Annotated in this window: 20 protein-coding genes; 7 read left to right on the forward strand and 13 right to left on the reverse strand. The window is 63.0% G+C overall.

What is annotated here, in order from left to right; all coding sequences use genetic code 11:
• Positions 1-22: 22 nt before the first annotated feature.
• The gene (gene rpoD, locus AB870_RS14415) at positions 23-2,125 is read right to left on the reverse strand and encodes an RNA polymerase sigma factor RpoD (protein ID WP_047908220.1); all 2,103 of its coding nucleotides are present in this window, start codon (positions 2,123-2,125) and stop codon (positions 23-25) included.
• Here rpoD and AB870_RS27130 point away from each other — a divergent pair.
• Positions 2,052-2,711 (forward strand): hypothetical protein, encoded by a 660-nt coding sequence (locus tag AB870_RS27130; RefSeq protein WP_237170163.1) that lies wholly within the window; start codon positions 2,052-2,054, stop codon positions 2,709-2,711. The two genes, rpoD and AB870_RS27130, sit on opposite strands and share 74 nt — an antisense overlap.
• A 14-nt stretch (positions 2,712-2,725) precedes the next feature.
• On the opposite strand, the gene dnaG is transcribed toward AB870_RS27130, so the two are convergent.
• The 3 genes from dnaG to AB870_RS14435 form a co-directional block, all read right to left on the reverse strand.
• Positions 2,726-4,609 carry a DNA primase gene (dnaG, locus tag AB870_RS14425; RefSeq protein ID WP_047905245.1) on the reverse strand — a complete coding sequence of 628 codons (1,884 nt, stop codon included), beginning with the start codon at positions 4,607-4,609 and terminating at the stop codon, positions 2,726-2,728.
• A gap of 69 nt (positions 4,610-4,678) precedes the next feature.
• Positions 4,679-5,125, reverse strand: a complete 447-nt coding sequence (locus AB870_RS14430) for a GatB/YqeY domain-containing protein (protein ID WP_047905246.1) — start codon at positions 5,123-5,125, stop codon at positions 4,679-4,681.
• 440 nt (positions 5,126-5,565) lie between these two features.
• On the reverse strand, positions 5,566-6,816 hold the full coding sequence (locus AB870_RS14435; RefSeq protein ID WP_047908221.1) for a BaiN/RdsA family NAD(P)/FAD-dependent oxidoreductase: 1,251 nt from the start codon (positions 6,814-6,816) through the stop codon (positions 5,566-5,568).
• A 91-nt stretch (positions 6,817-6,907) separates the two neighbouring features.
• Between AB870_RS14435 and tsaD the strand changes: the two genes are divergently transcribed.
• On the forward strand, positions 6,908-7,939 hold the full coding sequence (gene tsaD / locus AB870_RS14440) for a tRNA (adenosine(37)-N6)-threonylcarbamoyltransferase complex transferase subunit TsaD (RefSeq protein WP_047905247.1): 1,032 nt from the start codon (positions 6,908-6,910) through the stop codon (positions 7,937-7,939).
• Positions 7,940-8,013: 74 nt separating this feature from the next.
• Here tsaD and folE2 read toward each other — a convergent pair whose 3' ends face one another.
• The 4 genes from folE2 to AB870_RS14460 form a co-directional block, all read right to left on the reverse strand.
• A complete protein-coding gene (gene folE2, locus AB870_RS14445) occupies positions 8,014-8,823 on the reverse strand; it encodes a GTP cyclohydrolase FolE2 (RefSeq protein WP_047905248.1) in 810 nt (269 codons plus the stop codon).
• Positions 8,824-9,024: 201 nt separating this feature from the next.
• The gene (gene dxs / locus AB870_RS14450; RefSeq protein WP_047905249.1) at positions 9,025-10,941 is read right to left on the reverse strand and encodes a 1-deoxy-D-xylulose-5-phosphate synthase; all 1,917 of its coding nucleotides are present in this window, start codon (positions 10,939-10,941) and stop codon (positions 9,025-9,027) included.
• Between the two features lie 230 nt (positions 10,942-11,171).
• Positions 11,172-12,068 carry a polyprenyl synthetase family protein gene (locus AB870_RS14455; RefSeq protein WP_047905250.1) on the reverse strand — a complete coding sequence of 299 codons (897 nt, stop codon included), beginning with the start codon at positions 12,066-12,068 and terminating at the stop codon, positions 11,172-11,174.
• A gap of 121 nt (positions 12,069-12,189) precedes the next feature.
• Entirely contained in the window at positions 12,190-12,462 is a 273-nt protein-coding gene (locus AB870_RS14460; protein WP_047905251.1) for an exodeoxyribonuclease VII small subunit, read from the reverse strand.
• 228 nt (positions 12,463-12,690) lie between these two features.
• Here AB870_RS14460 and AB870_RS14465 point away from each other — a divergent pair, with 228 nt between their 5' ends.
• The 3 genes from AB870_RS14465 to AB870_RS14475 all read left to right on the forward strand — a co-directional run bounded on the left by AB870_RS14465 (position 12,691) and on the right by AB870_RS14475 (position 15,866).
• Positions 12,691-13,806, forward strand: coding sequence for an aromatic ring-hydroxylating oxygenase subunit alpha (locus tag AB870_RS14465; protein ID WP_047905252.1), 1,116 nt, complete (start codon positions 12,691-12,693; stop codon positions 13,804-13,806).
• A 279-nt stretch (positions 13,807-14,085) separates the two neighbouring features.
• On the forward strand, positions 14,086-14,940 hold the full coding sequence (locus AB870_RS14470) for a DMT family transporter (protein WP_047905253.1): 855 nt from the start codon (positions 14,086-14,088) through the stop codon (positions 14,938-14,940).
• 41 nt (positions 14,941-14,981) lie between these two features.
• The gene (locus tag AB870_RS14475) at positions 14,982-15,866 is read left to right on the forward strand and encodes a sulfurtransferase (protein ID WP_047905254.1); all 885 of its coding nucleotides are present in this window, start codon (positions 14,982-14,984) and stop codon (positions 15,864-15,866) included.
• Here the strand turns inward: AB870_RS14475 and AB870_RS14480 are convergent.
• The 4 genes from AB870_RS14480 to polA form a co-directional block, all read right to left on the reverse strand.
• Positions 15,863-16,678 carry a ZIP family metal transporter gene (locus tag AB870_RS14480; RefSeq protein ID WP_237169949.1) on the reverse strand — a complete coding sequence of 272 codons (816 nt, stop codon included), beginning with the start codon at positions 16,676-16,678 and terminating at the stop codon, positions 15,863-15,865. The genes AB870_RS14475 and AB870_RS14480 overlap by 4 nt on opposite strands.
• 217 nt (positions 16,679-16,895) lie before the next feature.
• Positions 16,896-17,771, reverse strand: coding sequence for a dienelactone hydrolase family protein (locus AB870_RS14485; protein WP_047905256.1), 876 nt, complete (start codon positions 17,769-17,771; stop codon positions 16,896-16,898).
• A 257-nt stretch (positions 17,772-18,028) separates the two neighbouring features.
• Positions 18,029-19,390, reverse strand: a complete 1,362-nt coding sequence (locus AB870_RS14490; protein WP_047905257.1) for an NAD(P)/FAD-dependent oxidoreductase — start codon at positions 19,388-19,390, stop codon at positions 18,029-18,031.
• Between the two features lie 205 nt (positions 19,391-19,595).
• On the reverse strand, positions 19,596-22,334 hold the full coding sequence (polA, locus tag AB870_RS14495; protein ID WP_047905258.1) for a DNA polymerase I: 2,739 nt from the start codon (positions 22,332-22,334) through the stop codon (positions 19,596-19,598).
• Here polA and AB870_RS14500 point away from each other — a divergent pair, their 5' ends adjacent.
• Positions 22,335-23,069, forward strand: a complete 735-nt coding sequence (locus AB870_RS14500) for an LOG family protein (protein WP_047905259.1) — start codon at positions 22,335-22,337, stop codon at positions 23,067-23,069. It abuts the gene before it with no gap.
• 153 nt (positions 23,070-23,222) lie between these two features.
• Here the strand turns inward: AB870_RS14500 and AB870_RS14505 are convergent, their stop codons facing one another.
• The gene (locus AB870_RS14505) at positions 23,223-24,458 is read right to left on the reverse strand and encodes a YeeE/YedE family protein (protein ID WP_047905260.1); all 1,236 of its coding nucleotides are present in this window, start codon (positions 24,456-24,458) and stop codon (positions 23,223-23,225) included.
• A gap of 362 nt (positions 24,459-24,820) precedes the next feature.
• Here AB870_RS14505 and AB870_RS14510 point away from each other — a divergent pair, with 362 nt between their 5' ends.
• Positions 24,821-25,192, forward strand: coding sequence for a hypothetical protein (locus tag AB870_RS14510; RefSeq protein ID WP_053059382.1), 372 nt, complete (start codon positions 24,821-24,823; stop codon positions 25,190-25,192).
• The last annotated feature ends 76 nt before the right edge of the window (positions 25,193-25,268 follow it).

Consider the following 25,268-nt stretch of genomic DNA (forward strand, 5'->3'; position numbering starts at 1 on the left):
CCGGCGCTCGCTCAGGCAGCAATCAATTGCCTTCGAGGAACGACTTGAGCTTGTCGGAGCGGCTCGGGTGACGCAGCTTGCGCAGCGCCTTGGCTTCGATCTGACGAATACGCTCGCGCGTCACGTCAAATTGCTTGCCCACTTCCTCGAGCGTATGGTCCGTGCTCATCTCGATACCGAAACGCATACGCAGCACCTTGGCTTCACGCGGCGTGAGCGAATCGAGCACGTCCTTTACGACGTCGCGCATACTACCATGCAATGCGGCGTCCGCAGGTGCTACCGTGCCAGTATCTTCGATGAAATCGCCCAGATGCGAATCGTCGTCGTCACCGATCGGCGTTTCCATGGAGATCGGTTCCTTCGCGATCTTCATGATCTTGCGGATCTTGTCCTCCGGCATTTCCATCTTCTCGGCCAACGTCGCCGGATCCGGCTCGACACCGGTTTCCTGCAAGATCTGACGCGAGATCCGGTTCATCTTGTTGATCGTTTCGATCATGTGCACCGGAATACGGATGGTACGTGCCTGGTCGGCAATCGAACGCGTGATGGCCTGACGAATCCACCACGTCGCGTACGTCGAGAACTTGTAACCACGACGGTATTCGAACTTGTCCACCGCCTTCATCAGGCCAATGTTGCCTTCCTGAATCAGATCCAGGAATTGCAGACCACGGTTCGTGTACTTCTTCGCAATCGAAATCACCAGACGCAAGTTCGCTTCGGTCATTTCGCGCTTGGCCTTGCGGGCGCGGCGCTCACCTTCCGACATCTTGCGATTGACGTCCTTCAATTCCGCCAGCGGCAACACCACCCGTGCTTGCAGGTCGATCAACTTCTGTTGCAGTTCCTGCACGGCCGGCACGTTACGCTCAACCACCGAGCTATAAGCCTTGTTGTCGGCCACGACCGTGTAGATCCAGTCGAGGTTGGTTTCGTTGCCCGGGAAACGCGACACGAAATCCGCGCGCGGCATGCCGCACTTGTCGACCACGATGTTCAGGATCGCGCGCTCAATGTTGCGCACTTCGTCCACTTGCGAGCGCAGCGTGTCGCACAGACGCTCGACCGTACGCGCCGTGAAGCGGATGGTCATGAGCTCAGCCTGGATCGACTCGCCAGCCTTCACGTACGGCTTCGACTGATAGCCTTCCTTCTCGAACGCACGGCGCATCTTGCCGAACCAGTCGGCGATCACGGCGAACTTGGCGAGCGAGTCACGCTTGAGTTGCTCGACCTGCGCCGCCGTTGCCGCGCCGCCGTTGCCGCCATCCTCTTCCTCGTCGCCTTCCTCTTCTTCCTCTTCCTCCTCTTCTTCGTCCGCATCGGCGTCGAAATCTTCTTCCTCGGAGGCAGCGGCGGCCGCATTGGCTTCCGCGTTCGGGTCGATCAGGCCGTCGACCACTTCGTCGATACGCATTTCTTCGCGCTCGACCTTCTCGGCCATGGCCAGAATTTCGGCGATCGTCGTCGGGCAAGCGGAGATGGCCTGCACCATGTGCTTGAGGCCTTCTTCAATGCGCTTCGCGATCTCGATCTCGCCTTCGCGCGTAAGCAGCTCGACGGTACCCATTTCGCGCATATACATACGCACCGGGTCAGTCGTGCGACCAAATTCGGAATCGACGGTCGACAGGGCCGCTTCCGCCTGCTCCTCCACTTCGTCGTCCGTTGCCGCGTTCGGCGCATTGTCGTTGAGCAGCAGCGTCTCGGCATCCGGCGCCTGCTCGTAGACGGCCACGCCCATGTCATTAAACGTTGCGATCACGCCTTCCAGCGCGTCGCCCTCCACCACATCGTCGGGGAGGTGGTCGTTGATCTCTGCAAAGGTCAGGAAGCCTCGTTCCTTGCCCAGCTTGATCAGTGTCCTCAGCTTGCCACGACGTTCCTCAAGTTCCTCGGCCGTACCGGGCTGGTGCGAGGAAAATGCGTCCTTGAGCAGTGCTTTCTCTTTTGCCCGGCGATCACGCGCCTTCTGCTTTTCCACTTTGGTCTGATCTTCGTTCACGGGTTGATCGTTAGTATTCGCTGCGACGTTCTGCTCCGCCGTGGCCGTAGTCTTCGCGGCTCTGCCGCGTGCTTTAGGGACGACCGGCTCAATTGCCGCCGGCGTAACCTCCACCACTGCCTCCGGTTTGCTGGAAGCCCCGGTCTTGCGTGGGGCTTTCGTCGCAGGTGTACTGCGGCCCGCCAGGCGCGAAGCCTTGGCGGTAGTTGCGCTCTTCGCGCTTTTTTCAGCGAGTTCTCGGGCCTGCGGTTTCCCGCCTGCCGTTGCCTTCGTGGCCGTTGCCGCCCTAGTCGCCTTGACCTTGACTGGCGGCTCGGACTTCACCGTCGGCCTGGCTGCCTTCGCAGCCCTCGCCGTCGTGGCGGTCGCACCCTTGCGCTTGGTGACATCGGTCACCTTCGCAGCCGTCTTGCCGGTCGCTCTCTTGGCACCGGCGGCTGCCTTGGTTTGCGTGGTACGTTTCGCCGAACTTGCCTGGCTGGCTGTCTTCTTCGTGGCTCGCGACGCCGCGCCGGCTTTTCCCGCAACGACACTTTTCGCAGATCGAGACGCCCCCTTCCCACCGGATGCCGCCGCCGCGCCTGTCGCGCGCTTTGCCGTCGGTGAAGGGATTACCGCCTTTTTTCCGCTGGTCGTTGTCGTCTTTGCCATAGCGATCTCGCTTGCCAGAAAACAGCCCACTGAAAACTTTCCATTATAGCACGCGGGCTTACCTCAACTTCGCGTGCCGCCTGTGCCGGCCGAAGCCAGCCATCGCTTCAATTCGTCGCGCTCGCGCGACAGCGCCTGAGCGTGGCGCAATTCATCGGACGTCAGCGACGCCCGCTTGAAAATCGTCTCCAGCGCTTCGCACAACCGGTCGTAATGCAGGCGCCGGATCGCACTGCGCAACTCTGTGAGTCGCAGGGCGATCTGCTCTTCACGACGCTCGACCTGCGCTTCGTCTTCCGGGTCGAACAACATCAGATCGCGCGCATTCTCCTCAAAGGAAAGGATTTCGCGAATGATGTCGTCGAAACTCGCCCAGTTCGGCGAAATCTTCAACCGGTCAGACATATAACGGAAGTCCGCCTCTGCCCCCATTTCGCGGCAAAGCGTCAGCACTTCCGAGAAAATCTCGCCGTGATGACCCATCTCCCGCAATATCTTGGTCTCTTCTTCCGTCAATTCGTTTCCAAGCGCCGGAAACATCAGCAAGTTCTGTAGTGCCCGGTGCTCGGTGCCCACGACACGACGCTTCTCGCGTTTGGCAGGCGCCTTATCCCATGCGTTCTGACGGCGGGCAGCGCCGATGTGCAATTCGCACAGTTCCGCAACCTCGTTCACCGAACTGCCCACCCGCTCGGCCAGCGCGTGGATGATCTGCCCGCGCAACGCGTTCGCCGGCATTTGCTGCAACAGCGGCTTGGCTTCGAACAAGGCTCGCGCCCGGCCTTCCGGCTGGTGCATTTCCTTGCCCGCCGTAACCTCTCCGATCAGGAACTGCGACATCGGCATGGCACGCGATACTTCATCAGCGAATGCCTGCGCGCCGTGCTCTCGCACGTAGCTGTCCGGATCGTGCTCGCTCGGCAAAAACAGAAACTTGAAACTGCGATTGTCGTCGGCGTGCGGCAAACAGGCTTCGAGCGCGCGGCGCGCCGCCCGGCGCCCTGCCGCGTCGCCATCGAAGCTGAACACCACCGTCTCGGTCTGGCGCAGCAGCTTCTGTACGTGCATCGGCGTGCATGCGGTGCCCAGCGTAGCCACCGCCTGCGGGAAGCCGAGTTGCGCGAGCGCCACGACATCCATATACCCTTCGACCACCAGCACGTAACCGGCATCGCGAATGCCGATACGCGCCTCGAATAACCCGTAAAGCTCGCTCCCCTTGCTGAAGAGCGGCGTTTCAGGCGAATTCAGATACTTGGGCTCGCCCTTGTCCAGCACGCGTCCGCCGAAGGCGATCACCTGGCCCTTCGTATTACGGATCGGGAACATGATCCGGTCGCGAAAACGGTCGTAACGCCGCTTCGTACTGCCCGCTTCGCCCTTTTCGCTCTCGATGACGAGTCCGGCATCGAGCAACTGGTCGTCGCGGTAGTTCTCGAACGCGGCTTCGAGGTTCTGCCACCCATCGGGGGCATAGCCCAGACCGAAATGCGCGGCGATTTCGCCCGTCAACCCACGTCGCTTCAAGTACTCGATCGCCACCGGCGCGCCACGTAACTGCTTACGGTAGTAATCGCACGCGCGCGTCATCACGTCCACCAGCCCGAGGGTCTGCGCACGTTGCGCGGCGGGTGCCGGCGCGCCCGGCATCGGCGCCTCTCGCGGCACGTCCAGCCCGACATTGCGGGCCAGCTCCTCAACGGCTTCGACAAATCCGAGTCCGGCATGCTCCATCAGGAAGCTGATCGCGCTGCCGTGCGCGCCGCACCCGAAGCAGTGGTAGAACTGCTTGGTGGGACTCACCGTAAATGAGGGCGACTTCTCGTTATGAAAGGGGCACAGCCCCATGAAGTTTGCCCCGCCCTTTTTCAACTGAACGTAACGGCCCACCACCTCGACAATATCGACGCGGTTGAGCAAATCCTGCAAGAACGACTGGGGAATCACTGGATCGGTGCCATCGCAACGCGGTGCCGAACCGTCGCAACCGCGACGGCTCCGTACCGCACCACTGGATTACGCAGCCAACGCCGCCTTCACTTGCGCGGACACGACGGTCATGTCGGCGCGACCGGCCAGCAGGCCCTTGAGCACGCCCATCACCTTACCCATGTCCTGCGGACCCGCAGCGCCCGTTTGCGCCACTGCCGCCTTGACCGCCTGCGCGACTTCCTCTGCCGAAAGTTGCTCAGGCATGTAGACCATGAGCACTTCGAATTCGGCGGCCTCCTTGTCGGCCAGATCGGTACGGCCGGCAGCCTGGAACTGGCTGATGGAATCCTTGCGTTGTTTGATCAGCTTGTCGACGATGGCGACCGTAGCGGCATCATCGAGCGTGATGCGCTCGTCGACTTCTTTTTGTTTGATGGCTGCAAGCAGCAAACGGATGGTCCCCAGTTTATCGGCGGCCTTGGCACGCATGGCCGCCTTCATGTCTTCGTTGATGCGTTCTTTCAGACTCATGAGCAGGGATTCCGGAATTCGATTACGTTTTAGTGTAGTGCATGCCGCCCCAAAGAAAAGGACGACGACGGCGTGCCACTTACCATCCCAAAACCGCTGCCGTTGCACTGGCGCAGGATTGAGCAGGGCACAAAGCACAAAAACCCGCTTGATGAAACGATCACGGACGCGATCACAAGCGGGCTCGCCGGAGACTCGGACCGCCACGGCGCAGGCTTCGCCAACCCAAGTCGCCGCTGACGGGTCGGACGCAACATCCCGCGCAATACGCCGGAGTCGTCTCGCCCACAGGCGTCGACCACTTCCCAAGCGGCGATTGCTGCCGATTCGGCGCCGTCTCCACGAAGGAAAGAGTGTAGCATAGTGCGCGAGTGGCCGTCTATGACAGCGCGTCGCCTTTGGGTCACCGGGTCGGGCGGCCCTGACGTGTCGCCCAAGGGTCAGCCCGGAACACTGCCGGCGGCCCGCGCCGACGCGATGCTGTCGGACATCGCCCCGGCACATGCCACGGCGGACGCCCACGCCCATTGGAAGTTGTAACCGCCGAGCCACCCTGTCACGTCGACGACTTCGCCAACAAAGTGCAGGCCGGGCTGCGTGCGCGATTCCAGCGTCGCCGAAGACAACGCCCTGGTATCCACGCCGCCGCGCGTCACCTCCGCCTTGCGCCACCCTTCCGAGCCGCACGGTTTGAGCGTCCAGCCCGAAAACGCCTGCGCCAGCGTGCGCAACGCCTTATCCGGCAATTCCTGCACGCGGGCCTGTGGCGAGAGTCCGCTATTCGCGACCCATGCGTCCGCGAGGCGCGCTGGTACCCATTGCGCCAGCAGGTTGCCCAATTGACGTTTGGAGGTGGCCTTCGCCTCGAACAATGCAGCCTCGATCTCGAACGCAGGCGCCAGATCGAGCGTGATCGGCTGGCCGGGCGTCCAGAAGCTGGAAATTTGCAGAATGGCGGGCCCGGAGAGTCCACGGTGCGTGAACAGCAGGTCTTCGAGGAAGCTTCCCGCTTCCTTTCCCTTGCCCGTACTCACCTCGACTTCGAGCGACAGGCCCGACAGACCAGCGAAAGGCGCCCAGGTGGACGCATCGAACATCAGCGGCACGAGCGCCGGGCGCGGTTCGACGATCTCCAGGCCGAACTGACGCGCAACACGATAACCCCAGTCCGTCGCTCCGATTTTCGGAATCGACAACCCTCCGGTCGCGATCACCAGGCGTTTGGCCGCGATATGCCCCGCATCCGTCGTCAAATGATAACGATGCAGACCGCCCGCCTCCGTATAGGCGACGGTGTGGACCGCGCAGGGCATGCGCCAGTGCACGTGCCCCGTGGCACACTCCTTTCGCAGCATGTCGATGATGTCTTCCGCGCTTTCGTCGCAGAAGAGCTGACCGCGATGCTTTTCATGCCACGCGATGCGGTGGCGCTTGAGCAGGTCCAGAAAATCGCGCGGCGTATAACGCGCCAGCGCCGAACGGCAAAAACGCGGATTCTCCGACAGGTAATTTGCCGGCCCGGCGTTGATATTGGTGAAATTGCAGCGGCCGCCGCCCGAAATGCGGATCTTCTCCGCCAGACGCGTCGCATGATCGATCAGCACCACGCGCAAACCCAATTGCCCGGCCACGGCCGCACACATCAGGCCGGCCGCGCCGGCGCCCACGATCGCTACATCGAACTTTTCCATGGCGCGCATTGTAACCGGCAGCCGCGGGGGCCGACTGGTATACTTCCGGCCTCTCCTTATTCATTGACGCTGCGCGCCACCCCCTTCCGCCATGCTGGTTCTAGGCATTGAAAGCTCCTGTGACGAAACCGGACTCGCCCTCTACGACACCGAGGCGGGGCTGCTCTCGCACGCGCTCCATTCGCAAATTGCCATGCATCGCGAGTACGGCGGCGTGGTGCCCGAGCTGGCGTCGCGCGACCACATCCGTCGCGCCCTGCCGTTGGCCGAGGAAGTGCTGGCGCAGGCCGGCAAACCGCTCAGCGCCATCGACGCCATTGCCTATACGCAAGGCCCCGGGCTGGCCGGCGCCCTGCTCGTGGGCGCCAGTGTCGCGAACGCCCTGGCTTTCGCGCTCGAGCGTCCGGTCGTGGGCGTACATCATCTCGAAGGTCACCTGCTGTCTCCGCTGCTCGCGCCGGACGCCCCCGGCTTCCCATTCGTGGCACTGCTGGTCTCGGGCGGCCACACCCAGTTGATGGAAGTGCGCGCCTTCGGCCAATACGCGATGCTCGGCGAAACGCTGGACGACGCCGCCGGCGAAGCGTTCGACAAGACCGCCAAGCTGCTGGGGCTGGGTTATCCCGGCGGCCCGGCCGTCTCGCGTCTGGCAGACTTCGGCACCCCCGGCCGTTTCGACTTGCCGCGTCCGATGAAGCATTCCGGCAATCTCGATTTCAGCTTCAGCGGGCTCAAGACCGCGGTGCTCACGCAAGTGCGCAACCTCGGCGGTAACGTCTGCGAACAGGAGAAGGCTGACCTCGCACGCGGTTTTGTCGACGCCATCGTCGAAGTGCTCGTCGCCAAGTCGATGGCGGCACTCAAGCAAACCGGCATGAAGACGCTGGTGGTCGCGGGCGGCGTGGGGGCAAACGCACAGCTTCGTGCCGGCCTGAACGAAGCGGCACGTCGTCGCGGCTACCGCGTGCACTATCCCGATCTCGCGTTCTGCACGGATAACGGCGCGATGATCGCCTTTGCCGGCGCGATGCGACTCAAGCACTGGCCGGACGAGGCCGACAGCGAGTACGCCTATACCGTTCGCCCCCGCTGGGATCTCGCCGATATCGTGCGTAGCGTCTGATTTTGCAACGGCCGATGCCCATCAAAAAACCGCTCCGAGGAGCGGTTTTTTGATGCCGACGCTTCGCCGCGCCGTCAGGCTGCGTGACGCTTGTCGCGTTCGATCACCGCGTAGGCACTGTGATTGTGGATCGACTCGAAATTCTCGGCCTGAAGCACGTAAGCCACGATACGCGGCTCCTCATTCAAACGCGTCGCCACGTCGCGGACCAGGTCCTCCACGAACTTCGGATTCTCATAGGCGCGCTCCGTAACGTACTTTTCGTCCGGACGCTTGAGCAGCCCCCACAACTCGCACGAGGCCTCTTCTTCGGCCATGCGCACCAGCGCCTCAACAGCGATGTCGCCGGCGATCTCGGCGTCGATGGTGATGTGCGAGCGCTGATTGTGCGCACCGTATTGCGAAATCTTCTTCGAGCACGGGCACAGGCTCGTTACCGGCACGAGCACCTTGAGCCACACACGCGTCTCGCCGTTGCGCACGTCGCCGGTGAGCGTCACCTCGTAGTCCATCAGACTCTGGACACCGGAGACCGGGGCCGTCTTATTGATGAAGTACGGGAACGTCACTTCGATGCGCCCGGCTTCGGCTTCGAGCTTGTCGAGCATGCTGGCGAGCATCGCGCGAAAACCCGCGACATCCAGCGGCGCACGATTCGCTTCGAGCAGCGCCACGAATCGCGACATGTGCGTGCCCTTCTGATCGGCCGGCAGATGCACGTCGAGGTTGAACAGGCCAACGCTCGCCTGCACGCCGCCGTCAGCCAGACGCACGGTCAGCGGGTGACGCACACCGCGCACACCAACGCGCTGAATCGGGATCTGCCGGGTATCGACGGTGCTCTGCACGTCCGGCATGACGAAAGCGGGGTTCATCTGGTTCATCTAGTTTCCTTCTTTGCCGGCAAGCCGACTTGGGGGGAGGCAATGGGCAAAACGTGCCCGACACGCAACTCACGAGCCTCTGGCGAGTGCTACCGGAAACATGCCGGAGAAGCCCGGCACGGGATGAGAGTGCGCCATGCAAAAACGAAACGATCCGGCGCGCAAGCCGGATCGTTCGGACACTCGGGACTACCGGGCGGTTCAGGCGACGAGTTTCCTTGTCACTTTGCCGGCTGCCTGCGAGGCGTCCGCCGGCTGGAGATCGAAGCGTTCGCAGATCGACTTGGCGATACCTGCGGCATCGAGACCCAGACCGGACAGAAGCAGTGCCGGGTCGCCATGATCGATGAAACGATCGGGCAGGCCCAATTGTAGTACGGGTCGATTACCCCCACTCGTCAGCAGGGATTCCGCGACGGCCGAACCTGCGCCGCCCATGATGCTGCCTTCTTCGACAGTCACGAGGTAGTCATGCGTCCTGGCCAGACGTGCAATCAGCTCGTCATCGATCGGCTTGACGAAACGCATGTCGGCCACGGTCGCATCGAGCGTCTGCGCCGCCGCCAGCGACGGTGCAACCATGCTGCCGAAGGCGAGAATCGCAACGCGACGGCCCGCTTCTGCCTGAGTTTCGCGGCGCACGATGCCCTTGCCGATCGGCAGTGCGGTCATCGTCTGCTCGATCGCGGCGCCGGTGCCTGCGCCACGCGGGTAGCGCACGGCTGACGGGCCGTCGATCTGCACGCCGGTGTAGAGCATCTGACGGCATTCGTTCTCGTCGGACGGCGCCATGATGACCATGTTCGGAATACAGCGCATGAACGGAATGTCGTACGCACCGGCGTGCGTCGCACCATCCGCCCCCACGAGACCCGAGCGATCCAGCGCAAAGACGACCGGCAGATTTTGCAGGGCGATGTCGTGAATCAGTTGGTCGTAGCCGCGTTGCAGGAACGTCGAATAGATGGCGACGATCGGCTTCAGACCTTCCGTTGCCATGCCGCCTGCGAACGTGACCGCATGCTGCTCGGCGATGCCCACGTCGTAATAACGATCCGGGAAGCGCTTCTCGAACTCGACCAGACCGGAACCTTCGCGCATGGCCGGGGTGATGCCCACGATGCGCTTGTCGACGGCGGCGATGTCGCACAGCCAGTCGCCGAACACCTGCGTATATGTCTTCTTGCTGCTCGCGCTCGGCTTGATGCCTTCAGCCGGATTGAACTTGCCCGGACCGTGGTACAGCACCGGATCGGCCTCGGCCAGCTTGTAGCCGTAGCCCTTGCGCGTGACGACGTGCAGGAATTGCGGCCCCTTCAGATTCTTGATGTTCTCGAGCGTCGGAATCAGCGAATCGAGATCGTGGCCGTCGATGGGGCCGATGTAATTGAATCCGAACTCCTCGAACATCGTGGCGGGCACGACCATGCCCTTGGCGTGTTCTTCGAACTTGCGCGCCAGTTCCAGCACCGGCGGCGCCACGCTCAAGACCTTCTCGACGCCCTTTTTCGCCGCTGCGTAGAAGCGCCCCGACATCAGGCGGGCCAGATAGCGGTTGAGCGCGCCGACGGGCGGCGAGATCGACATATCGTTGTCGTTCAGGATGACCAGCAACGGCACGTCTTCGTGCACACCGGCGTTGTTCATCGCTTCGAACGCCATGCCGGCCGTCATCGAGCCGTCGCCGATCACGGCGATACCGAAACGGTTCTCGCCCTTCGTGCGCGCGCCGAGCGCCATGCCGAGCGCCGCCGAAATCGACGTGCTCGAGTGCGCCGTACCAAAAGTGTCGTACGGCGACTCGTCGCGCTTGGGGAAGCCCGAAATGCCGCCCAACTGACGCAGCGAACCCATGGCATCGCGCCGCCCGGTCAGGATCTTGTGCGGATAACTCTGGTGGCCCACGTCCCAGACGATACGATCTTCCGGCGTGTTGAAGACGTAATGCAGCGCAATCGTCAACTCGACCGTACCGAGATTGGACGACAGGTGGCCACCGGTACGCGACACGCTCTCGAGCACGAAAGCACGCAGTTCCTCGGCCAGCGGCGCGAGTTGGCGACGCTCCAGACGCCGCAGATCGGCCGGGTCATCGATAGTATTTAGAAGTTCGTACATCGTCGTTCCATATATAGGCGTTCTTTACCGGGCAGCGCCCCCTGCGCACTGTTCCCGATCTCCTGCCGGTGCGTTCTGTGGGGAGATCGCGCCGACCCTCCTTGCCCCTTGCTTATCTCTACTGCATACGGTCCCGCGGGTTCGATGCCGCACTGCCGCCGGCGACCGATTTCAGAAACTCTTCCGACCGGACGCCCAGGCTACTGACGCGAACTATCGGGCTACGTCCTTCAATTGATGCGATCGACCACGTAGTCGGCCAGCGCGCGCAAGCGGTCCGCATTGCCAAGCGACGCGCTCGCCTCGTGGGCATCGGCGCGCAGCTTTTCGGCGTAGGCGCGCGCGCCGTCGAGGCCCATCAACGACACATACGTGGGCTTGTCGTTGGCGGCATCCTTGCCCGCCGTCTTGCCCAGCGTAGCGGAATCGGCCGTCGTGTCCAGAATGTCGTCCACGACCTGGAAAGCGAGTCCAACGGCGGCCGCGTAGGCATCGAGCGCGACGGTTTCGTCGTCCGACAGCGCACGGCCGCAGATGGCGCCCATGCGCAACGAGGCACGCAGCAACGCGCCGGTCTTCAGGCGGTGCATGTTCTCCAGTTGCGACTGCGTCAGCTTGATACCCACGCTTTCCAGATCGATTGCCTGACCGCCTGCCATGCCGAGCGCGCCCGAAGCCACCGCCAGTTCGCGCACCAGCGCGAGCGATTGCGCAGCGCTCAGGTCGTTCGTGGCTTCACCCAGCAAGGCGAACGCCTGGGTTTGGAGGCCGTCGCCGGCGAGCAGCCCCGTGGCTTCGTCGTACTGCACGTGCACCGTGGGCTTGCCGCGGCGCAGGTCGTCGTCATCCATGCATGGCAGATCGTCATGTACCAGCGAATAGGCGTGAATCATTTCAACGGCACAGGCGGCACGGTCCAGCGCGGTCTCGCTCGCCTGCGTCACTTCACCCGCGGCGAAGCACAGCAGCGGACGCACGCGCTTGCCGCCGCCGAGCACGGCATAACGCATCGATTCGTTGAGTCGCGCCGAGCCGCCATCGGCCGCCTTGGGCAGCGCAGCGTCGAGCGCCTGTTCCACACGGGCCTGTACCGCCTGCATCCAGGCCTTGATATTCTGATCCGCCATCGTCTTCGTCCTGCACGTGCCCCGGGGCCGTGCGTGTTATTGAGGCGCCCCGCAATCGCGGGGACGCATTGGGTCGTGGGTCGTCTTGCCGTTTGCTCGATCGTGAGGTCCGGCGCGGCGCTCAGAACTCGTCGCGCGCGGCCGGTCCGAGCGGCTTGAGCGTCTCGCCTTCGAGCACCTTCACCTGCTGCTCGACTTTTTCGAGCAGCCCCTGGCAGTACTTCACCAGCACGGCGCCGCGCCGGTAGGCGCCCAGCGATTCCTCCAGTCCCAGCTCACCGCCTTCCATGCGACCGACGAGCTTTTCCAGCTCGGCGAGCGCAGCCTCGTAGGTCTCGGGCAGATCTTGCGGCGCGTCGGGCACCGCGTCTTGCGACTTTGCAGTCTTGGCCATAAACGCAAAATTCGGGTCGAATGTTCCATTTTACGGCAAAAGCGCACTAGCTCGCAGAGCGTAAATTGCCTCAAAACCGGTCGCGATGACAATTTTCGGACATTATTTAACGTAAATCATGGACTTAGCGGCCCCTGAATGGATAGACCGGGTATAATCGTCGGTTCCCCTAAATCGATTTTTCGATGGTTGGGTTGTTCACTGCTTTCAAGCTAGACGGGAGTGGGAATGTCCAATCTAAGCAGCGCTTTGCAACTGAAACCGGCCTCGAGCCAACTGCCGGTCTACACGTATTTCGATGAGGCGCTCCTCGCCCGCGAGCGTGAAGTCCTCTTCAAGCACGGCCCCCGCTATGTGGGCCACGAACTGATGGTGCCGGAAGCCGGCGATTACTTCGCCCTCCCGGCGGAGCAGGAAGGCCGCATGCTCGTGCGCAATGGCGCGGGCGAGCACGACGGCATCGAATTGCTCTCGAACGTCTGCCGTCATCGCCAGGCGGTCATGCTCAATGGGCGCGGGAATACGCCCAACATCGTGTGCCCGCTTCACCGCTGGACTTACGACACGAAGGGCGAATTGCTCGGCGCGCCGCATTTCCCGGAAAAGCCCTGCCTCAACCTCAGCAAGTTTCCGCTGCAACGCTGGAACGGGCTGCTGTTCGAAGCGCAAGGCCGCGATGTGCAGGCAGATCTCGCACGCCTGGGCGTCAAGCACCATCTCGACTTTTCGAACTTCATGTTCGATCACGTCGAAGTGCATGAATGTAACTACAACTGGAAGACGTTCATCGAGGTTTATCTCGAGGACTATCACGTCGTACCGTTCCACCCCGGTCTGGGCAGCTTCGTCTCGTGCGAGGACCTGAGTTGGGAGTTCGGCGACTGGTATAGCGTCCAGACCGTCGGCGTGCATGAAGGCCTGGCCAAACCGGGCAGCCCGATCTATCGCCAGTGGCACGACGTGTTGCTGCGCTACCGGGAAGGCGTGCCGCCGGACTTCGGCGCGATCTGGATGGTGTACTACCCGCACCTGATGATCGAATGGTATCCGCACGTGCTGGTGGTGTCCTGGCTGATTCCGCGCGGTCCGCAGAAGACGACGAACATCGTCGAATTCTATTACCCCGAGGAAATCGCCCTCTTCGAGCGCGAATTCATCGAGGCCGAACGCGCCGCCTATATGGAAACGGCGCGCGAGGACGACGAGATTGCCGAGCGGATGGACGCCGGGCGTCGTGCGCTGTTCGAGCGCGGCGTGTCGGAAGTCGGTCCGTACCAGAGTCCGATGGAAGACGGCATGCAGCACTTCCACGAGTTCCTGCGTCGGCAGATGGGAGACTTCTGAGCGTTGACTGGTTGAAAAATCTCACCGAATGAGAACCGGCGCTTGTTCGCCGCACTTCCGGGAAGGCTGGCCGACGCACGAATGTGGTGCAGGAGAGACTGAATTAAATATTTGCCGAAAATTCTCCGAACGGCGGGCCAAGTGCCCGCCGTTTTCGTTAGAATCGTCGCCATGCTTGAGATATGACCGTGCGCTGCCCCTTTGTGCTGCACGAGTCGCCCGCGTTCAGCACAAAACGCGCCTGTTCGTCTGCCCGCCGTTATCCGGCCACAATTCGCCATGCAATCGCTCTGGATGTTGGTCTCTGCCTTCATGTTTACGTTGATGGGACTTTTCATCAAACTGGCGGCAAATGACTATAACACCGGCGAAATCGTTCTCTACCGCAGCCTGATCGGCGTGATCGTCCTTCTGGCGATCTGCCGCCTGCGCGGCCAGTCGATCCGCACGCGTCACCTTGGCGCACACGTCAAACGCAGCGCAGCGGGCGTCGTGTCGCTCGGCCTATGGTTCTACTCCCTCACGCAATTACCGCTTTCCACGGCGATGACCCTTAACTACATGTCGCCGATCTGGATTTCCCTGATCGTTATGGGAACGGCAGCGATGCGTGGCAGCCTGCGTACGGACTTCCGTCTTGTCGCTGCGATTTTCGCGGGATTCGTGGGGGTTGCACTGCTATTGCAGCCCACGATCGACAGTCAGGCGTGGGGAGGCGGCATCGCGGGCGTCGTCTCGGGTGTGTTCTCCGCCGTGGCATACATGCAGGTCAAGGAGTTGGGGGCTGCTGGCGAGCCGGACTGGCGCATCGTCTTCTATTTTTCGCTCGGTGGTGTTTTGCTGGGCTTGGGATGGGTCGCCATCGAGGGCCTGCACGCCATGTCGTGGCGTGGCGCCGGCCTGATGCTGGGGGTCGGGATTGCGGCACTGATCGCGCAAACCGCGCTCACACGGGCATTCAGCCTCGGCAATACGCTGGTCACTGCGAATCTCCAATACTCGGGCGTAATCTTCGCTACACTGATCAGCATGCTCGTGTGGGGCGACTGGCCCGCGCTGGCCGGCTGGATCGGCATGCTGCTCATCGTGGCGAGCGGCATGACCGCACTTCGCCGGCCGTCACCCTCCGCCTGATCGCCGCCGAACGATTCCCCACGCCCGTCTGCGGAGACGTCATGATTCACACCCACTTCACCACGCTCATCAGTCCGCAAAATCTCGATGCGCTGATGCAAACCGCCGCCGGTGGCGGCGCCCCGGTGGTCATCTTCGACTGCCGATTCGATCTCGCCAACCCGGCGGCAGGCGAGGCCGCCTACGTCGACGGCCATATTTTCGGCGCGTTCTACGCGCACCTCGAGCGCGATCTTTCCGGAAAAACGACGGGCAAGAATGGCCGTCATCCGCTGCCTGACCGTGACGCGCTCGTGCGTCACCTCGCGGCATGCGGCCTGTCGAAAGGCCAGCAAGTCGTCGCCTACGACGCGCAAGGCGGCATGTATGCCGCGCGCCTGTGGTGGTTGCTGCGCTGGCTCGGACACGAGTCCGTAGCTGTGCTCGATGGCGGACTGCAAGCATGGGAAGCCGCCGGATTCAAGCTCGACGCCGCCCCGCCCGAAGCGCCGCCGCCCGGCGATTTCGCGCCCGGGGAACCGCTGGCGACCACCGCCGATGCCGCTGCCGTCGAACGCAATCTCACGTCGCACGAGCGGCTCGTCATCGACGCTCGCGCGCCCGATCGCTATCGCGGGGAAAACGAAACGCTAGACCCCATTGGCGGCCATATCCCCGGGGCGGCAAATCGCTTCTTCAAGGACAACCTCGGTGCCGACGGCCGCTTCAAGCCCGCCGCCACGCTTCGTGAAGAATTCGCTCGGGTCATCGGCCATGAGCGTCAGCCTGAGCGCGTCATCGCCCAATGCGGTTCTGGCGTGACGGCATGCCACAACCTGCTGGCGATGGAAGTCGCAGGTCTGCACGGCGCAAGCCTCTATCCGGGGTCGTGGAGCGAATGGTGCGCGGACAAGCGCCGGCCTGTGGCGACCGGCCCCCAGCCCTAAGATGGAAGGACGGTGGCACGGGCTGACGGCGCCGGCATCGCAAGCGCACTGCCGTGCTCGTCATGACCGTGCCCGTGGTCATGCTCGTGATCGTGACCGTTCAGCCAGACGACCAACGCCAGTCCGACGGCGATCAGCAGGATTTGCGGCAGCGCGTCGCGCGGCGACGTCCGGCGCTGCATTTGCGGCATCAGATCCGACACTGCAATGTAGATGAAGCTGCTTGCCGCCAACGCCAGCAAATAGGGAATCAGGCTTTGGAGACGGTCGAGCATGAAGTACCCGAGCACACCGCCGAGCAACGCCGTCAGACTGGACGCCAGTGTCAGCACCAGCGCCTTGCGCCGCTTGAAGCCTGCGTTGAGCAGCACCATGAAGTCGCCGAGCTTATGTGCGACTTCGTGCACCGTGATCGACACCGTGGCCGCCAGGCCGAGGCGCGGATCGGTGAGAAACGCCGCTGCAATCACGACACCGTCGGCGAAGTTGTGGATGGCACTGCCGACCAGAATCATCCACCCGCCCTTGCCCGCCTCGTGCGCATCGTGGCCATGCTCGTGATGATGCCCATCGCCCTCGTGGTGGTGGCTGTGACGCAGCAGCGCCAGCTTTTCCAGCAGGAAGAAGCCGAGCAATCCGCCGAGCAGCCAACGCGTGATGACGTGGGCGTCGACATGCGACTCCAGACTCTCCGGCAGCAAATGCAGCAACGCCGTGCCCAGCAGCACGCCGGCCGAGAAGCTGACCATCTTGTCGATGAGCCTCGAGAGCAGCCCGAGCGACAACGACGCCGCTCCGAAAAGGCTCAGCACGCCTGAAGCCAGCGTGGCGATAACGATGAAAAGAAAGATGGCGTCGATGGTGATTCTCCCGGCAAGCCGGCGATTTAACCAGCTTTTCCCGCGACAGGCAAACCGTCAGGCCGCCTCACGCGACGGCGTAAGCGGCACCCACGCGCCCGGCGAGCGCAATGGGTGCGCAGATGCCATGTCCGCAAGCGCCCGGGCGGCCGCCCGGGACAGTGGCCGCTCAGGCAACGCCATGCTTTCGGAACCAGTCCTGCGCGAGCGCCCAGCCTTCCTTCGCATCGGCCTCGACATAGCTCGCCCGGTAATCGGCGAAGAACGCGTGCCCCGAATTCGGGAACACCTTCAGTTCCGATGCCTTCGATGCGGCGTTGCCCTTGGCCAGCGCTTCACGTGCCTGCTCAACGCTTGAGACCGGAATGCCCGTGTCCTTGCCGCCATACAAGCCCAGCAACGGACCGTGCAGCTTGCCCGCGATATCGATCGGATTGCGCGGGAAGTTCTCGGTCTTGTCGCCGACGATTCGGCCATACCACGCCACGGCCGCCTTCACCTTCGGATTATGGGCGTCGTACAGCCAAGTCACGCGTCCCCCCCAGCAAAAGCCCGTGATTCCCAGGCGCTCGTCGTCGCCCCCGTTGGCCACCGCCCACTTCACCGTGGCATCGATGTCGCTCATGACCTGCCGATCCGGGGTTTTCGCGACGATTTGCGACTGGATCTCGGCAATGGTGCCCAACGACTGCGGATCGCCCGCACGCGCGAACAATTCCGGCGCCACAGCGAGATAGCCGAGTTTCGCGAAACGTCGGCAGATATCGGCGATATGCTGGTGCACGCCGAAGATTTCGGAGACGACGACGATCGTCGGCAAGTGCGTCTTGCCGGCCGGCTTCGCGTAGTACACCGGCATTTTGATACCGGGCACGTCGAGCATATGCTCGCCCGCGTCCAGCCCCTGCGTGTCGGTGGTAATCGTTTCGGCAGCCACCGGCAGCACCGCCAGGGCAAATGCCGAACCGACTGCGGTCTTCAGAAAATCGCGCCGGTTACGCGGCGCCACTTCGGGCACGAGACTATCCAGATCCGCTTGCGACATGTCGCACTCCAGGAGAAAGCGTCAGTAAGAGAATGGTCGGGGAAACTGCCAGACGAGCCGCCGACCGAGGCCGGACGTTCGGATATTACTAGAGAGGAGGCTCACATGCATTCGGACGCATGCGCAAGAACGCTCGGACCATTCCGAAATTGCACGCATGACGCGCACATGATGCACGCCAACAGCGACGGGCAGCCGACACAGGCCCGCCGCCGGCGAGCGGGAAACGCCCGTGCAGCCGGCGGCGCACCGATACCTCAGTGCAACTTCACCCGCGGCACGGTCGAGCGCCGCAGACGATTCGCCACGGTATCGAGCATCATGCGCCAGACCCCATGCAGCGCCGCCACGTGCATGCGATAGAGCGACGTGTACATCACGCGGGCGAACAGTCCCTCGATGAACATGCTGCCGCCGATCAGACCGCCCATCAGGTTGCCGACCGCACTGAACTTGCCCAGCGAGACGAGCGAACCGAAGTCGCGATAAGTGAACGCGGGAAGGGTTTGGCCCTTGAGGCGCGCGTCGATCGCCTTCACCAGGAAACTCGCCTGCTGGTGGGCAGCCTGCGCCCGCGGCGGCACGAAGCCATGCTCCGGCCATTCGCAACTCGCGCAATCGCCGAAAGCGAATATGTCCGGATCGGTTTTGCTTTGCAGCGTCGGCAGCACTTCGATCTGATTCAACCGGTTGACGGCAAGCCCGAGCGTACCCAGCACCGGCGGCGCGGTAATGCCCGCCGACCAGACCGTAATATCGGCAGGCAATACCTTTCCGTTCGTCGTCGTCACTTGGTTCGGACGCACTTGCGCAACCGAATCGCCGCACAGAATGTCGACGTCGAGCTTCGCGAGCAAGCCGGCGACAGCGCTCGACACGCGCTCGGGCAGCGCCTTCAGAATGCGCGGGCTCGATTCGATGATGGTGATACGCACATCCTTGCGCGGATCGAGCTTCAGCCCGTACGAGCGCAGCACCTCCGCCGTGTTGCGTAACTCCGCCGACAACTCCACGCCCGTCGCACCCGCGCCCACGATCACGAGATTCACTTTGTGACGCTGCGCCCCCGGCGGCGACAGCAACGCGCCGCCCGGCGCATCGGACGTCGTGGCCTGCACCGGCGCATCGGCAGCGTTCTGTGCGCGAACGCACGCCGCCATCAGACGACGGCGGAAGCGCTCGGCCTGCTCGACCGTATCCAGTGCAATGGTGTTTTCCTGAGCCCCCGGCACCCCGAAGAAGTTGGTCGTGCTGCCGATGGCGAGTACAAGGGTGTCGTACGGCAGCGTACGCTCGGGCAGCAAATCGCCCTCGCCCTCGTCCGCCGCCGCGGGCACGGCGGCCAGACGGATCGTCCTGGCTTCGCGATCGAGACCGATCATCTCGCCCGTTGCGAACTCGAAGTGGTGCCAGTTCGCCTGAGCCACATAGGAGAGCTGATGCGTCGCCGTGTCCATGACACCCGCGGCGACCTCATGCAGCAACGGTTTCCAGATGTGCGAGAGCGAACGATCGACCAGCGTAATTTGAACGTCCTTGCCACGCCCGTACTTGTCGCCCAGCCGGGTAACCAGTTCGAGACCGCCGGCGCCGCCGCCGACCACAACGATACGATGCACACTCACGATAACTCCCCAAGCTCGGAAAACCGTCCGGCCGGTCGGCAACTGCGGGACCGGCGATATCGATTACCTTACCGCAGAGTGCGGTCTTAGGGTATTGCCGCCACCCTATTTCCGCTATTGCGTGATCCTGATCGTAACGCTGCCCGGCACTTGCCCGGTGTTGTGCCGGGCGCGCCATTTGGGCATTTGCTTCGCACCTTCAGTGCGCCTGCTCCCAATTTTCGCCCACACCGACTTCGGCCACGAGCGGCACCTTCAACTTCGCCACGCTGCACATCAGTTCCGGCAGACGCTTGCGCACCTCCGCGAGTTCGTGATCCGGCACTTCGAGCACCAGTTCGTCGTGCACCTGCATGATCTGGCGCGTCTGCAAGCCGCTGTCGTCCAGCCAGCGCTGCACAGCAATCATGGAAAGCTTGATGAGGTCGGCGGCCGTGCCCTGCATCGGCGCGTTGATGGCGGCGCGCTCGGCCGCCTGACGACGCGGCCCGTTACCGCCGTTGATGTCCGGCAGCCACAGGCGACGGCCGAACACGGTCTCGACGTAGCCGCGTGCCTTCGCGCTCTTGCGCGTCTCATCCATGTAACGCGCCACGCCCGGATAACGCATGAAGTACCGGTCGATGTACTGCTTGGCTGCGTCGCGCTCGATGCCGAGGTTTGCCGCGAGCCCGAACGCGCTCATGCCGTAGATCAGGCCGAAATTGATGACCTTGGCGTAGCGGCGCTGCTCCGAGGAGACTTCAAGCGGGGTGACGGCGAAGATCTCCGCAGCGGTCGCACGGTGAATGTCCTCGCCGTTGGCGAATGCGCGCAGAAGACTTTCGTCTCCCGAGATGTGCGCCATGATGCGCAACTCGATCTGCGAGTAATCCGCCGACACCAGCTGGCTGCCCGGCGGCGCGACGAACGCCTCGCGAATGCGGCGGCCTTCGGCGGTACGCACGGGAATGTTCTGCAAGTTCGGATCGTTCGACGCCAGACGGCCCGTGATCGCCACGGCCTGCGCGTAGTTCGTATGCACGCGGCCTGTCGCCGGATTGACCATCTTCGGCAGTTTGTCGGTGTACGTGGACTTCAGCTTGGCAAGGCCGCGATACTCCAGCAACACCTTTGGCAGCGGATAGTCCTCGGCCAGCTTCTGCAACACTTCTTCGTCGGTCGACGGCGCTCCGCTCGCGGTCTTCTTGACGACCGGCAATTGCAGTTGCGTGAAGAAAATGTCGCCGATCTGCTTCGGCGAATTCAGGTTGAACTGCTGTCCGGCCAGCGTGTACGCCTCGTTTTCCAGCGTCACGAGCTTGCGGCCGATCTCGTCGCTCTGTGCCGCCAGACGCGCCGCATCCACCAGCACGCCATTGCGCTCCATGCGCTGGAGCACGCGCGCGGTCGGCATTTCGATATCGCGATAGACGAATTCGAGCGTGGCTTCACGGGCGACGTCCGGATACAGCGCACGGTGCAGACGCAACGTAATGTCGGCATCCTCCGCCGCGTATTCGGTGGCGCGCTCGATCGTGACTTCGTCGAAGCCGATCTGCTTTGCCCCCTTGCCGCAAACGTCTTCGTACTTCACGGTCGTCACACCGAGATGGCGCGACGCGAGACTGTCCATATCGTGACTGCGATGCGATTCGAGCACGTACGATTGCAGCAGCGTGTCGTGTGCGATACCGCCGAGCTTGATGCCGTAGTTCTCGAGCACGTGCGCATCGTACTTGAGGTTCTGTCCGACCTTCTTGTGATCCGGGCTCTCGAGCCAGTGCTTCAGGCGCGCCAGCACTTCGTCGCGCGGCAACTGCTCCACTTCGCCCGGTGCACGGTGCGCGACGGGAATGTATGCGGCGCGCCCCGGCTCACAGGAAAACGAGAGGCCGACGAGTTGCGCCTGCATCGCGTCGAGCGACGTGGTTTCCGTATCGAACGCCGTCAGTTCGGCGGCTTCGACAGTCTTGAGCCACGCATCGAACTGCTCCCATGTGAGCACCGCATCGTACTGACGCTCGATGGTGTCGGCCACCGGCGCGGGCGCTGGTTCGCCGGCCTGCGAGGCAACGGCGGCTTCCGCTTCGCGAAGCAGCGTCTTGAAGCCGTGGCGCGAGAAGAAGTCACGCAGGACTTCGGCGTCTTCAGGCTGCGTTTGCAGGCTCGCCTCGATGGAGGTGACCTGTGGCGCGAGATCGCAGTCGAGCGCCACCGTCACGAGCTTGCGCCCCATCGGCAGCCAGTCGAGCGCGCGGCGCAGGTTATCGCCGACGGCGCCCTTCACTTGCGCGGCATTCGCCAGGAGGTTGTCCAGATCGCCGTATTGCGTGAGCCATTTGACGGCCGTCTTCGGCCCGCATTTTTCGACGCCTGGCACGTTGTCGACGGTGTCGCCCACCAGCGTCAGGTAATCGACGATGCGCTCGGGCGGCACGCCGAATTTCGCGGTAACAGCGGCGGCGTCGAGCGTTTCGTTGGTCATCGTGTTAACCAGCGTCACGCGATCGTTCACGAGTTGCGCAAGGTCCTTGTCGCCGGTCGAGACGACCACGCGCATGCCTCGCTGCGCCGCCTGTCTGGCCAGCGTGCCGATCACGTCGTCGGCCTCCACGCCATCGATCATCAACAAGGGCCAGCCCATCGCGCGCACCGCTTCGTGAATCGGTTCGATCTGCGCGCGCAGATCCTCCGGCATCGACGGGCGATTGGCCTTGTACTGCGGATACCAGTCGTCGCGAAAGGTCTTGCCCTTTGCATCGAAAACGCAAGCGCTGTACTCTGCGTGAACGTCTTTACGCATGCGGCGCAGCATATTGACGATGCCGTGCAGCGCGCCGGTGGGTTCGCCGCTGGGGCCGCGCAAATCCGGCAGGGCGTGATAGGCTCGATAGAGGTAACTCGAACCATCGACCAATAAGAGCGTCTTACCTTCCAGACTTTGCTGTTCCGACATATGACCAAGAGAAGAAAAGAAATACCGAGTCTGCGCATGTTGGCAGACCATGAGCGCGCCACCGCCAAGAAGGCGCGCGCGTCGTGGCAGATGTTCACGATTATGGCAGAGTTCATCGAGGCAACCGAGTACCTGTCCGAGATCCGCCCGGCCGTGAGCATCTACGGAAGCGCGCGCATCAAACCGAAATCGCCGTTCTACAAACTGACGATGACCATCGCCCGCAAATTCTCGGACAATGGCTTTGCGGTCATCTCGGGCGGCGGCCCCGGCATCATGGAAGCCGCAAACAAGGGTGCGCACGGCGGCGCGTCGCCTACCGTCGGTCTGAACATCGAACTCCCGCACGAGCAAAAAGGCAATCAGTGGCAGGATATTTCGCTGCGCTTCCGTCACTTCTTCACGCGCAAGGTCACGTTCGTGAAGAACTCGGACGCCTTCGTCATCATGCCCGGCGGCTTCGGCACGCTCGATGAGTTGTCCGAAGTACTCACGCTCATCCAGACACAGAAGTCCCGTCACGTACCGGTGATTCTCGTGGGCTCCGAATTCTGGAAGGGCCTGCTCGACTGGGTGCGCACGTCGATGCTGCCGATGGGTCTCATCAGCGAAAAGGATCTCGACCTCGTGCAGGTGATCGACGATCCGGACGAGATCCTCAAGGCGGTGTTCGCGTTCTACGACGGCCACATCGAACCCGAGACCGAAACCAGCGAAAAGATGTTCTATCTGTAATTGCCGTCGCGCACCGTCGCGAACGGTTTCGCCCAAGTCAAAACCGGCGCTGCGAGTTGATCGCAAGCGCCGGTTTTCGTTGACGGACGGTCATCCGTGCGCCCGCCCTCGACACGTCGATACCTTGGCGGCCGTCAAGCGCGTGCCAGCGACTCAGCAGCCGCTTTCGCGCGGGGTAGTCTCGACTTCCAGACCGAAGAACGGACGCAGTCGCGTGCCGAACACGTTGCCGAAGAACGCCGCCACCAGCCACAGCCAGCCATGCAGGCTGCCGGAGATGATGCCGCTGAAGTACGCGCCGATATTGCAGCCGTACGCCAGACGTGCGCCGTAGCCGAGCAGCAAGCCGCCCACGACCGCCGCGATCAGCGAACGCGCGGGAATCTTCCACACCGGCGCGAACTTGCCCGCCAGGGAGGCGGCGACCAGCGCGCCCAGAATGATGCCGAGGTCCATGACAGTCGTCACGTCCCGCGAAATCGGCGCGTTGAGCACATTAGCCTGCTTGGCCCAGTACGGCCACGAGGCAACGTCGATCCCTAATGCCATGAACGCCTTGGCGCCCCACAGCGCAAACGCCGACGTTACGCCCCACGGACGCCCGGCCAGCGCCAGCGTCGCGTAATTGAGCAGCACGAGCGCGAGCGCGCCCCACAGCAACGGCCAAGGGCCGCGCAGCAGCGCCGGGGTGCCCTTGGCGCTGCGTGTCATCGGAACCCCGACAACACGGCCATGGCGACGCTTCTCCGCCCACAACGTGAACCCGCCGATGGCGGCGAACAGCGCGAGATTGGCGATCAGCGCAGGCCACAACCCCCAGACCTTGACCAACGAGACAGGCTTGATGTGCGGCAGCGATTCCCACCACGGAAGATGGGCGGTGGCCACTACCGAGCCGACGATGAAAGCCGCGAGCGTGACGATCATGCGCGTATTGCCTCCGCCCGCCGTGTAAAGCGTGCCCGACGCGCATCCGCCGCCAAGCTGCATGCCGATACCGAACATGAAGGCGCCGAACGCCACCGACACACCCACGGGCGAGACCAGACCGACGACCTTGTTGCCGAACAGCATCCCGTCCGCCAGTGCCGGGAAAAACAACGCGACTCCGACGGCGAGCATCACCATCTGCGCACGCAGGCCCGCGCCGCGGCGATCCGCAATGAAGACGCGCCAGGCCGAGGTGAAGCCGAACGCGGCGTGATAGAGCGCAACACCGAGCAACGCACCGACACCTGCGAGCGCCGCCTGCCGGGGCCCGACCGTCGCTTGCAGATACGCAATGCCGATGAAGATGAGCACCAACGCGACCGTCAGCGGCCGGGCGTTATAGGACGAGGGGGATGGGGATGCCGATTTGACGGCGGCCGAAGCGGCGGAAGACGACATGACGTTCAGACTCCAGAATGCAGATGGGTGGCCCGTGGCCACCCATTGAGACAATTTGCGAGAATGCCAGAGCACGACATCGATGAAAACGACCTTTTTGTGATTTCTTTATAACGACGGGAAATATAGATACCGCGCCGTTACGGTCTACCCCTGCGTAACTTCATATTTCGAATGGCTGCGCTGCCGTGAGGGCAGTTCCGGACAGACGTCATGGCCGCGCACGCAAGTCACCGCGGTGCATTCAACGCGATTCCACAATGCGAAGCGGGGCGCGTTTGATAGAATGGAGGCATTGGAACCCGCTGCGCCGGCCCGGCATGCCTCGCACGTCACAGATGCGTTCCCGCTCTCGGAGAATAATGATGAAAACGCGCTTTTCCCGTGCCCTGCCCCTGCTGATCGGCGCCGGCGTGCTGCTCGCCGGTCAGGCTTTTGCCCAGGATGGCAAGGAGACTGCGGCGCAAGCCGCCAAACGCGAGGCGGACGCCCGTGCGGCCGCGACGAGCACCCAGTCGGTCGACGTCAATCAGGAACGCAAACCGAGCTACTACGTGAACGACCAGGGTACGACCGTGACCGAGTACCGCGATCGCGGCAAGCCTACGGAGATCGACGTCCATTCCCGCTTCGGCACCAACTACCAGTTGACCACCCCGCCGGACAACTCGCCGCGCGCCCGTGACAACACGTCGCAAAACGACCGCCTGCCGTCCGTCGGACTGAAGTTCTGACGTCTCTGGTAATCTGACGCATTCGCGCGCCGGTTTGCGGCGCGCCGCTTCCTGTCTGTCTCGACCAGCGGCCCGC

The organism is Pandoraea faecigallinarum (assembly GCF_001029105.3).
GTDB lineage: Bacteria > Pseudomonadota > Gammaproteobacteria > Burkholderiales > Burkholderiaceae > Pandoraea > Pandoraea faecigallinarum.